A 7,472-nucleotide genomic window follows, 5' to 3' on the forward strand; every position below is an offset into this window, starting at 1 on the left:
ACGGCGTGCGCAACCCGCATGCTGTCGTCGGCGCCGCGCACGGGCTGGGCGCGAACCGCAAATGAAAACAGGGGCGTCATGGACGCCCCTGTTTTATTCGAACCCGGACAACTCAGGCTGCCGGCCGTGGCGGCCGCATTGCCGCCTGCGGCCGGCCGACGAACCGTGCCAGCCCGACGATCGTGGCCAGCGTCGCGAGGTACGCGACGATCTGGATGCCCGCCGGGCGCGCGGTATAGCCGATCAACGTATGCAGCGCCTTGCCGACGATGCTGGTTTCCCTGAGCAGCCACGACGTATCCCAGATCGCATCCCCCCACGACGGCACGAGGCCCGCCGCGAGCAGGAAGCCGACGCACTGGCTTGCCATCCCCGCCGCGAGCAGCACGATCAGCCAGTTGGTGACGGAGAACAGGCGCTTCAGCGGAATCTGCAGCAGGCCCGCATACATTCCGTAGCCGAGCCCGGCGCCGCCGAGCACGCCAAGCAGCCCGCCGACGATCATCTGCGGCGTCTGCCCCGGATCGCCCGCCGCGATGCCGTACAGGAACAGCACGGCCTCGGAGCCTTCGCGCAGCACCGCGACGCCGACCACGATCGCCAGCCCCGTCAGCGGCTTGCTGCCGGCCGCGACGGCGCGCCCGACCTCGGTCATCTGCATCGCCATCTCGCGACCGTGCCGGCCCATCCAGATGCTGTGCCATGCGAGCATCAGCGTCGCGACGAACATCACGCCCGCGTTGAAGACCTCCTGCCCCATGCCGGACGCCCACTGCGAAATCACGTCGGCGAACGCCGCGATCAGGCCGGCGCCGATCACACCGCCGACCAGCCCGCCGCCGACCCACCAGCCGCGCCGCGGCACGCCCTTCGTGGCGGCCATCACGATCGACACCACCAGCGCGGCCTCGAGCACTTCACGAAAGACGATCAGGGCAGTAGACAACATGGCGATATCGGCTTACTTGGCGGTCAGGTGCGTCTTCGACTGGGCTTCGTGATACTCGTCGTGGAATTCATACGTGCCGGCCTTCAGCGGCCCGACCAGGATCTCCACCGACTTGCCGGCGGGCACGACCTTCTCCGCCTTGAAGTCGTCGCTCTCGAATTCGGCAGGCGTCGCGTCGAGGTTCTTCACGACAAACTTCACCTTCTTGCCGGCCGGGATCGTCACGCCGTCCGGCGAGAACTTGTGATCCTTCAGGGTCAGGTTGACGACATCGTCGGCCGCGAACGCGGACGTTGCCGATGCGCCCAGCAGGGCCAGCGCGAAGCCGAAAGCAAAACGGTTCATGTGAGGAACGAATTGAAATATCAAAGGGAATTGATACTAAGATCGATTCGCATTTTCACATCGCGTACCCTTACTCGCAGCATGGTGATCGTGCTACATGGATCGCCATCGCGCGTTACCCGGCAAGGCATCCGCCCTGCTTCGCCGGGAACGCTTCGCCGTCAATCAGGACAAGTTCCGAATGACGTCAAAGGCTCGATCGATATTCATCAGACTTCACGCTTTCAACATGCTGTCGTTGCATCGCGGCCGCGACACTGATTTTCGGCGACACGCGAACGCTTGACCTTCCCACCGTGGCAAGCTTCATGCTGTCCATGCTTGTCAATCGTCAACTCAGGAGAACACGATGGAATTCGAAGTCCAGGACATGACCTGCGGCGGCTGTGCCAATGCCATCACGCGCGCGGTGACGGCCGCCGATCCGGCCGCGAAGCTCGACATCGACGTCGCGGCGAAGATCGTCAAGGTCGAATCGGCGCAAGGCGCCGAGCGCGTGCAGTCGATCATCGAAGCCGCCGGCTTCCACCCCGCGTTGCGCTCTGCATAACGCCCGCACACCGTGGGCGCGGGCACACCGCCGTATGGCGCTGCGCCCGCGGCCGGCAACGCGTCAACGCAGCCGGATCAGCGTCGACTTCAGCTCGGTGTACTTCTCGAGCGCGTGCAGCGACTTGTCGCGGCCGTTGCCCGACTGCTTGTAGCCGCCGAACGGGAAGTTCATGTCGCCGCCCTCGTCGTAGCAGTTCACCCATACCGTGCCCGCACGCAACCGGCGCGACACGTCGTGCGCGGTCGTCAGGTTCGACGTCCACACGGCCGCGGCCAGCCCGTATTCGGTGTCGTTCGCGATCCGCACGGCCTCGTCGACGTCGTCGAACACGATCACCGACAGCACGGGCCCGAAGATCTCCTCGCGTGCGATCTTCGCATCCGGCTTCACCTCGAACACCGTCGGCTCCACGTAGAAGCCGCCCGTTTCCTCCTTCACGCGCGCCCCGCCGGTGACGAGCCGGCCTTCGCTGCGGCCGGCCTCGATATAGCCGAGCACGCGCTCGAGCTGGATGCCGTCGACGATCGCGCCCATCGACACCGACGGATCGAGCGGATTGCCGGGTACGTATGCGCGCGCGGCCGCGACGAGCTTCTCGATGAACACGTCCTTGATGTCGCGATGCACGAGCAGCCGGGAACCTGCCGTGCACATCTCGCCCATGTTGTAGAAGATCGCGCCGGCGGCCGCCTGCGCCGCGCGGTCGAGATCGGGGCAATCGGGCAGCACGATGTTCGGCGACTTGCCGCCGAGTTCGAGCCACGCGCGCTTCAGGTTCGACTGCGCGGCATACTGCATGATCAGCTTGCCGACTGCCGTCGAGCCCGTGAACGCGATGCAGTCGACGTCGCGATGCAGCGCGAGCAGCTTGCCCGGCTCGCCCGCGCCCGGCACGACGTTGAACACGCCGGCCGGGATGCCGGCTTCGTACGCGAGCTGTGCGACACGGATCGCGGTCAGCGGCGATTTCTCCGACGGCTTCAGCACGACGCTGTTGCCGGCCGCGAGCGCGGGGCCGAATTTCCACGCGGCCATCAGGATCGGGAAGTTCCACGGCACGACGGCGGCCACCACGCCGACCGGCTCGCGCGTGACGAGACCGACGAGATGATGATCGGCCGGCGCGACCTCGCCGCCCACCTTGTCGATCGCTTCCGCAAACCATTCGACGCAATACGCGGCGCCCGGCACGTCGACCGTCGTCGTGTCGCCGATCGGCTTGCCGGCATCGAGCGTCTCGAGCAGCGACAACTCGTCGAGATGCTCGCGCATCAGCGCGGCCCAGCGCAGCAGCACGGCCTTGCGCGCACGCGGGTTCAGCCCGGCCCACACGCCCGCGTCGAACGCGCGCCGTGCGGCCGCAACGGCCGCGTTCACGTCGGCTTCGCCGCAATCGGCGACCTTCGCGAGCACGCGGCCGTCGATCGGGCTCACGCAGTCGAACGTCTTGCCGCCGTGCGCGTCGCGTGACGCGCCGTCGATGAATGCGCGCCCTTCGATCTCGAGCGACGCCGCCTTGTCCTGCCAGTCAGCCAAAGTCAACTTGTTCATCAGGATGCCTCAGTTTTTTGGCATTCGCGATGCGACACGCCGCTGCGCGTGACGCGCAGCCGGCTGGCAGCGAATGCAGTGATGCGCGGTCGGAAGGTCAGAAGGTCGCCGGCGAATTGGCCGAGACGACCTCGCAGACCAGCTCCGCGCTGGGATTGCGAAAACGGTGCGGCAAACGGCTTTCGAAGTAGTAGCCGTCCCCGGGGTCGAGCAGCCACGTCGCGCCGTCGACGGTCAGCTCGAGCCGGCCCGACACGACGACACCGCCTTCGTGCCCCGCGTGCACGAGCATCTCGGGGCCCGTATCGGCCTGCGGCTGGTAGATCTCGCGCAGGATGCACATGTTGCGGTCCTTCATGCTCGCGCCGACCAGATGAAACGCGAGCGTGTCGTTGCCGAGGTTCGGCATCTCGTCGCGACGCGACACGACCGAACGCGATTCGACGAGCTCGAACGTGAAGAACTCCGCGAGACTCATCGGGATGCATTCGAGCAGCTTCTTCAGCGAGCCGACCGACGGGCTCACGCGGCCCTGCTCGATCAGCGAGATCGTGCCGTTGGTGACGCCGGCGCGCTTCGCGAGCTCACGCTGCGACAGGCCATGCTTGATGCGCACGAAACGCAGGCGCTCGGCGACTTCGGTGGACATCGATTCGGTTTCGGACACGATAAGTGCGATGACAAAGTGAAACGACGTGTTGGACAGCCGTTGAATATTCTAATCACTTTATGCCGCACATCAGCGGGGAAAACCCTGAAAGGCGTTCGAAATAATGAACACTCCGTCGATCATTCCTTTTGCGAATCTTTTGTTCGCATTGCTCGGGAAAGCCCTGATGCAGCACTGTTAAAAAACATTTGACGCCGTTTTTGGCTCGTATATGCTGGCTCTCAGGTTAGCGTCATCAAGCATTCATCGGCAGCAAAAAACGTTATCGCAACGCAAAAATTGATGCCCATCAATGTAAATAACGCGTAACCGGCGCCTTGATTATTTTAAACGCCCAGCGCGTCGAAACGGTCAGGTGTTCAATACTTTCAACAACCCAGTCGAGTGTAATCGTGAGAGTCCGTGGCCCTCTGGTGAGGTGGGATCGAGGCGATGTGCGAAGTTTGCGCAGCGCGTCGTCCGCTTCCGACGACGGCAGTTGCGGCTGGCATAGTCCTCGCCTGCTTCACCTGTCGATCTACACCATCCTGTCCCGTCGTTCCGTTCGGCGTCACAACGCCGTATCCGCACGCGCATTCGTCGCCGTCGATACCGACGAAGTGGCGTCGCTGTTGCCGTAGCGCCTCTCCTTTCTTTACGTCGTTCGTTTCATCTGCTGATTCGCCAACCGCATCGTCCGTGCGGTGACGGAACGCGTTCGCGCATTCGTTGCCGCGTCGCGTATCGCAATGAAACGAACGACGGCCTGATCGTCGCGCGCAGCGCGGATCGCCACGCCATCCCGTTGCGCCCATTCACCAGCGGCCCTGCGTCTCGCGCAAGGCTGCGGGACTGTTGCACGCCGGCGTTTCGCCACATCCGGCAAGACGTTCGCAACAATCCTCCGGATAACTGATTGACGTCATGGAAAGAAGGAAACCCCTCGTCGGCATCACCGCCGACCACACGCAAATCGGCGCCCACGCGTCGCATACGGTCGGCGACAAATACGTCGCCGCGATCGTCGACGGCGCGCAAGCGTTCGCGATGGTGCTGCCCGCGCTCGGCGAGCGCCAGTCGGTCGACGACGTACTCGACACGGTCGACGGCCTGCTGTTTACCGGCAGCTACTCGAACGTGGAGCCGCATCGGTACGGCGGCGAACCGAGCGCGCCCGGCACGAAGCACGACCCGGCCCGCGACGCGACCACGCTGCCGCTGCTGCGCGCGGCGATCGCCGCGGGCGTGCCGGTGCTGGCCGTCTGCCGCGGCTTCCAGGAGCTGAACGTCGCCTGCGGCGGCACGCTGCACCAGCGCGTGCATGAAGAGCCGGGCTTCGCCGATCACCGCGAGGACGACGACGCGCCGATGGACACGCAGTACGGCCCCGCACACGTCGTGCGCCTGACGCCCGGCGGCAGGCTGCACGCGCTCGCCGGCGGCCGCGACGAAGTGCACGTGAACTCGCTGCACAAGCAGGGCATCGCGCAGCTCGGCTCCGGCCTCGCCGTCGAGGCCGTCGCGCCGGACGGGCTGATCGAAGCCGTGAGCGTCGTCGATGCACCGGCTTTCGCCCTCGCCGTGCAGTGGCATCCGGAATGGCGCCATGCGCAGGACCCGCTGTCGAGCGCGATCTTCCGCGCCTTCGGCGATGCCTGCCGCGCCCGCCGCACTACCCGCACGCGCGCCATGGCCGCCGCCGCGCTCGCTTGAGCGCGCCGACCCAACCAACGAGAACAGACATGCAAGATATCGAAGGTTTTCTGAAGCAGCACCGGATCACTGAAGTCGAAGCGATCATTCCCGACATGGCCGGCATCGCGCGCGGCAAGATCACGCCGCGCAACAAGTTCACGTCCGGCGAATCGATGCGCCTGCCGCAGGCCGTGATGGTGCAGACCGTCACCGGCGAATATCCGGAAGACGGCTCGCTGACCGGCGTGACCGACCCCGACATGGTGTGCGTGCCCGACGAGTCGACGATCCGCCTGATCCCGTGGGCCATCGACCCGACCGCGCAGGTGATCCACGACTGCGTGCACTTCGACGGCTCGCCGGTCGAGATCTCGCCGCGCTACGTGCTGCGCCGCGTGCTCGACCTGTACAAGGCGAAGGGCTGGAAGCCCGTCGTCGCGCCCGAACTCGAGTTCTACCTGGTCGACATGAACAAGGACCCCGACCTGCCGCTGCGTCCGCCGGTCGGCCGCACGGGCCGCCCCGAGACGGGCCGCCAGTCGTATTCGATCGAGGCCGTCAATGAATTCGACCCGCTGTTCGAGGACATCTACGAGTACTGCGAAGCACAGAACCTCGACATCGACACGCTGATTCACGAAGTCGGCGCCGCGCAGATGGAGATCAACTTCATGCACGGCGACGCGCTGTCGCTGGCCGACCAGGTGTTCCTGTTCAAGCGCACGGTGCGCGAGGCCGCGCTGCGTCACAACATGTACGCGACGTTCATGGCCAAGCCGATGGAAAACGAGCCGGGTTCGGCGATGCACGTGCACCAGAGCATCGTCGACGAGGAAACGGGCGAGAACCTGTTCACGTCGAAGGAAACCGGCGGTGCGACGTCGATGTTCTACAACTACCTCGCGGGGCTGCAGAAATACACGCCGGCCCTGATGCCGATCTTCGCGCCGTACATCAACTCGTACCGCCGGCTGTCGCGCTTCATGGCCGCGCCGATCAACGTGCAGTGGGGCTACGACAACCGCACGGTCGGCTTCCGCATTCCGCACTCGGGCCCGTCGGCACGCCGCATCGAGAACCGTATCCCGGGCGTCGACTGCAACCCGTATCTCGCGCTCGCGGCGACGCTCGCGGCCGGCTATCTCGGCATGACGCAGCGCCTGGAGCCGACCGAGCCGCTCGTCAGCGACGGCTACGACCTGCCGTACCAGCTGCCGCGCAACCTCGAGGAAGGGCTGACGCTGATGGCCGCCTGCGAGCCGCTCGGCGAGATCCTCGGCCACAAGTTCCTGAAGGCGTATTTCGCGCTGAAGGAAACCGAATACGAAGCGTTCTTCCGCGTGATCAGCTCGTGGGAACGCCGCCATCTGCTGCTGCACGTCTGAGCGTGCACACAACCGAATACGGAATCACGGAGGAAACATGACTTACCGCAACGAATCTGCCTGGATCCAGCCGGCCGCGCCGACCGCCGCACCGCGCGCGACGCAGGCTCGCTCGACCGCCGAATACCGCGCACTCGACGCCGCGCACCACATCCACCCGTTCTCGGACATGGGCGCGCTGAACCGCGCGGGCAGCCGCGTGATCGTGAAGGCGGACGGCGTCTACCTGTGGGACTCGGACGGCAACAAGATCCTCGACGGGATGGCCGGCCTCTGGTGCGTGAACGTCGGCTACGGCCGCAAGGCGCTCGCCGACGCCGCGTATCGCCAGTTGCAGGAACTGCC

The 7,472-nt window shown here is 65.4% G+C and carries 9 protein-coding genes; 5 read left to right on the plus strand and 4 right to left on the minus strand.

Annotation, left to right across the window (positions count from 1 at the left end; translation table 11 throughout):
* Positions 1-112: 112 nt before the first annotated feature.
* A complete protein-coding gene (locus tag B7G54_RS31880) occupies positions 113-949 on the minus strand; it encodes an FTR1 family iron permease (RefSeq protein WP_085042759.1) in 837 nt (278 codons plus the stop codon).
* Positions 950-961: 12 nt separating this feature from the next.
* Entirely contained in the window at positions 962-1,294 is a 333-nt protein-coding gene (locus B7G54_RS31885) for a cupredoxin domain-containing protein (RefSeq protein WP_085042760.1), read from the minus strand.
* A gap of 349 nt (positions 1,295-1,643) precedes the next feature.
* Between B7G54_RS31885 and B7G54_RS31890 the strand changes: the two genes are divergently transcribed.
* Positions 1,644-1,844: a heavy-metal-associated domain-containing protein gene (locus B7G54_RS31890; protein WP_059695248.1), complete on the plus strand. Its 201-nt coding sequence runs from the start codon at positions 1,644-1,646 to the stop codon at positions 1,842-1,844.
* A 63-nt stretch (positions 1,845-1,907) separates the two neighbouring features.
* Here B7G54_RS31890 and B7G54_RS31895 read toward each other — a convergent pair whose 3' ends face one another.
* Both B7G54_RS31895 and B7G54_RS31900 read right to left on the minus strand, forming a co-directional pair.
* The gene (locus B7G54_RS31895; protein WP_085042761.1) at positions 1,908-3,398 is read right to left on the minus strand and encodes an aldehyde dehydrogenase; all 1,491 of its coding nucleotides are present in this window, start codon (positions 3,396-3,398) and stop codon (positions 1,908-1,910) included.
* A 97-nt stretch (positions 3,399-3,495) separates the two neighbouring features.
* Positions 3,496-4,047, minus strand: coding sequence for a cupin domain-containing protein (locus B7G54_RS31900; protein ID WP_085042768.1), 552 nt, complete (start codon positions 4,045-4,047; stop codon positions 3,496-3,498).
* Positions 4,048-4,502: 455 nt separating this feature from the next.
* Here B7G54_RS31900 and B7G54_RS39860 point away from each other — a divergent pair, with 455 nt between their 5' ends.
* The 4 genes from B7G54_RS39860 to B7G54_RS31920 form a co-directional block, all read left to right on the plus strand.
* The gene (locus B7G54_RS39860) at positions 4,503-4,688 is read left to right on the plus strand and encodes a hypothetical protein (protein WP_039355339.1); all 186 of its coding nucleotides are present in this window, start codon (positions 4,503-4,505) and stop codon (positions 4,686-4,688) included.
* A gap of 283 nt (positions 4,689-4,971) precedes the next feature.
* The gene (locus B7G54_RS31910) at positions 4,972-5,760 is read left to right on the plus strand and encodes a gamma-glutamyl-gamma-aminobutyrate hydrolase family protein (RefSeq protein WP_085042762.1); all 789 of its coding nucleotides are present in this window, start codon (positions 4,972-4,974) and stop codon (positions 5,758-5,760) included.
* 29 nt (positions 5,761-5,789) lie between these two features.
* A complete protein-coding gene (locus B7G54_RS31915) occupies positions 5,790-7,127 on the plus strand; it encodes a glutamine synthetase family protein (protein WP_085042763.1) in 1,338 nt (445 codons plus the stop codon).
* Positions 7,128-7,164: 37 nt separating this feature from the next.
* Positions 7,165-7,472, plus strand: a 308-nt coding sequence (locus B7G54_RS31920) for an aminotransferase class III-fold pyridoxal phosphate-dependent enzyme (RefSeq protein WP_133059236.1), incomplete at its 3' end; no start/stop codon positions are given.

The sequence above is a fragment of the Burkholderia puraquae genome (genome assembly GCF_002099195.1).
Classification (GTDB): Bacteria; Pseudomonadota; Gammaproteobacteria; order Burkholderiales; family Burkholderiaceae; genus Burkholderia; species Burkholderia puraquae.

What these genes read in the sequence shown, in the direction of transcription:
- B7G54_RS31880 (WP_085042759.1), bottom strand. Translation starts at nt 949, where the DNA reads ATGTTGTCTACTGCCCTGATCGTCTTTCGTGAAGTGCTCGAGGCCGCG.
- B7G54_RS31885 (WP_085042760.1), bottom strand. Translation starts at nt 1,294, where the DNA reads ATGAACCGTTTTGCTTTCGGCTTCGCGCTGGCCCTGCTGGGCGCATCG.
- B7G54_RS31890 (WP_059695248.1), top strand. Translation starts at nt 1,644, where the DNA reads ATGGAATTCGAAGTCCAGGACATGACCTGCGGCGGCTGTGCCAATGCC.
- B7G54_RS31895 (WP_085042761.1), bottom strand. Translation starts at nt 3,398, where the DNA reads ATGAACAAGTTGACTTTGGCTGACTGGCAGGACAAGGCGGCGTCGCTC.
- B7G54_RS31900 (WP_085042768.1), bottom strand. Translation starts at nt 4,047, where the DNA reads ATGTCCACCGAAGTCGCCGAGCGCCTGCGTTTCGTGCGCATCAAGCAT.
- B7G54_RS31910 (WP_085042762.1), top strand. Translation starts at nt 4,972, where the DNA reads ATGGAAAGAAGGAAACCCCTCGTCGGCATCACCGCCGACCACACGCAA.
- B7G54_RS31915 (WP_085042763.1), top strand. Translation starts at nt 5,790, where the DNA reads ATGCAAGATATCGAAGGTTTTCTGAAGCAGCACCGGATCACTGAAGTC.